General features: G+C 65.7%; 3 protein-coding genes. All 3 read right to left on the minus strand.

Annotated elements, in window-relative coordinates; translation table 11 throughout:
• The coding region (locus EOC06_RS10810) for a Gfo/Idh/MocA family protein (RefSeq protein WP_164898536.1) at positions 1-803 on the minus strand (803 nt) is incomplete at its 3' end.
• A 39-nt stretch (positions 804-842) separates the two neighbouring features.
• A complete protein-coding gene (locus tag EOC06_RS10815) occupies positions 843-1,607 on the minus strand; it encodes an ATP-binding cassette domain-containing protein (protein WP_127319370.1) in 765 nt (254 codons plus the stop codon).
• Positions 1,604-2,513: ABC transporter permease (locus EOC06_RS10820; RefSeq protein WP_245469482.1), on the minus strand; the 910-nt coding region annotated here is incomplete at its 5' end. The genes EOC06_RS10820 and EOC06_RS10815, both read right to left, overlap by 4 nt.

Genomic DNA, 2,513 nt, shown 5'->3' on the forward strand with positions numbered 1-2,513 from the left:
ATGGCGTCGAACAGGCCGAGATCGTCGACCACCGCGTCGTAGAGACAAGCGAAATGGCCGTAGTCGAAGGTGACTGATGTGTTGGCGCCGCCATTGGTGCGGTGCGCGGCCAGCACGCGCGCCGGCTCGCCGATCAGCCCGCGCATCGCCGAAATGTGATGCGAGGAAAGTGCCGTCAGCCCGCGATAGGCGCGCACCAGATCGGCCGGCGCGTCGGCGCCGACCACCTCGCGGATCAGCGCGTCGCGTTCGCTTGCGCCACGCGCCAGCAGGGTAGGGTCGATGTCGTTGGGATGGAGGACGTTCTGGCTCTTTTTGAGAAAGTGCCGGCCTTCCGAGATCAGGTCGAAGATTCGGACATGGGTGATGTCGGCGTATGCCGGCAGTTCGTCCCTGGCCGCCAGATAGGCCGGCGCGTAGCGGCGCATATAGCCGACGAACAGGGTCTTGTCGTAGCCCGGCATCAGCGCCAGCAGATCGTCGATTTCGCGCACCGTCAGGCAGGCGGGCTTTTCCAGCAGGATATGCTTGTTGGCAGCAATCGCCGCCCGCACGAAGCGGCTGTGGGTGTCGTCGGACGACAGCACGAACACCGCGTCGATGTCGGGCGAACTAATCAGCGCCTCGGCCGTGTCGAAGGCCTTTGCCGTCGCAAATTCGGAGGTGACGAGTGACACCAGGCTGGGCGACACGTCGTACACGCCCGCGATCACCCAGCGGTCGCGCTGATCGCCCAGCACAGGCAGATGGATCGACTGCGCGACCTCTCCAAGACCTATTAGTCCGACACGAATTGGTGCCACAGGCGAACTCCCTTTGATTTCAAGTCTGATGCTGCAGGACTATGCCGCGCCGGTTACCAGCGCGACGAGCTCGTTTCCGGACGTTTCGGAAGCGCGCACGGTCGCCGCCATCTTTCCCGCCCGCATCACCCAGATCTGGTCGGACAGGCGGCGGACCTGATCGAAATTGTGGCTGACCAGGATGACTGAGACCGACTGCTCGCGCAGACGCCGGATCAGAGCCTCGACATTGGCGGTCTCCTGCACGCCGAGTGCTGCCGTCGGTTCGTCCATCACCACCAGCTTGGCGCCGGAGCCGACAGCGCGGCAGATCGAGATCGCCTGCCGCTGGCCGCCCGACAAGCGCCGCACACGCTGGCTGATCGACGGCACGTTGATCGACAGCCGCGACAGCATGGAACGGGCCTCGCGCTTCATCGCCTTGCGATCGAGGAAAGCGAACGGCCCGATGCGACGCACGATCTCGCGGTTGAGGAACAGGTTCTGCGCGACCGTCAGTTCGTCGATCAGCGCCAGGTTCTGGTGCACGGTCTCGATGCCGGCCTTGCGTGCCTCGTCGGGGTTGGCGAAGGGCCGCGCCCGTCCGTCGAAGAACAAATTGCCGGTGTCCGGCTGATGCACGCCGACCAGGCTGCGGATCAGCGTCGACTTGCCGGCGCCATTGTCGCCGATGACGGCGGTGACCTCGCCGCGACGGGCCTGGAAGGCGACGTCGGTGAAGGCGCGGATGCCGCCGAAATGCTTGCTCAGCCCTTCGCAGGCGATGATCGCCTCAGCGGCGGGGATGTGATGGGGCGCGCTCATTTCTGATACCGCATGATCAGGGCCGCCAGCACCACGATGGCGCCCACGGCAAGCGGTTGGTAGAAAGCCGAGACGTTGAGCAAGGTCAGGCCGTTGACGAGTGCGGTGAGCATCAGCGCGCCGATCGCCGGTCCCAGAATGCTGGCGCGGCCGCCGAACAGGCTGACGCCGCCCAGCACCACCGCCGCCACCGAGTTCAAGAGCAGGCTGGTGTTGATCTGCGGTTCGGCCGAGCCGATGCGGGCGACCAGAAGAACGGCCGCGATGCCGGCGCAGAAGCCCGAGATTGTATAGGCGGCGATCTTGACCCGGTTGGTGCGGATGCCCAGCGCGCCGGCACTTTCGGTCTGGCCGCCGGTCGCCAGCAGATGCACGCCGAAGCGTGTGTGGTAGAGTGCGATATGCGCGACGATGACGGCTGCGATTGCTACCCAGACCGGATAACCGAACGGTCCGAGCGAGCCGGAAGCGAGCCTGAGCAGGAAGGTCGAGCCGACCATGGTCGGCTCGCCGCCCGACAGGATGAGGCCAAGGCCGGTGATGCCTGACAGCGTGCCGAGCGTCACCACGAAGTCGGGGATCTTGCCTGCCGTGATGATCAGCCCGTTGAGGAAGCCGACGGCGCTGGTGGCGAGAACCGCCAGCACGCAGGCGACAAAGATGCCGTAGCCGGCGGCGTTGACGAGGCCGAGGATGATGGCGCCGAGCATGACGGCTGCCGCTAGCGACAGGTCGATGCCCGAGGTGGCGATGACGAAGGTCTGGCCGATCGACAGCACGACCAGGATCGCAGCCGCCAACAGCAGCGCCTGCAGATTGGCGACGCTGAGAAAGACCGGCTGGGCGATGCCGAAGACGATGACGAGGCCGACCAGGCCGACGACGGATGCCCAGTCGGCCCAGAAG

The organism is Mesorhizobium sp. M7A.F.Ca.MR.362.00.0.0 (assembly GCF_004023175.1).
Lineage (GTDB): Bacteria > Pseudomonadota > Alphaproteobacteria > Rhizobiales > Rhizobiaceae > Mesorhizobium.

Excerpts from the sequence above, each read along its gene's own strand:
- EOC06_RS10815 (WP_127319370.1), bottom strand. The coding sequence starts at position 1,607 with ATGAGCGCGCCCCATCACATCCCCGCCGCTGAGGCGATCATCGCCTGC.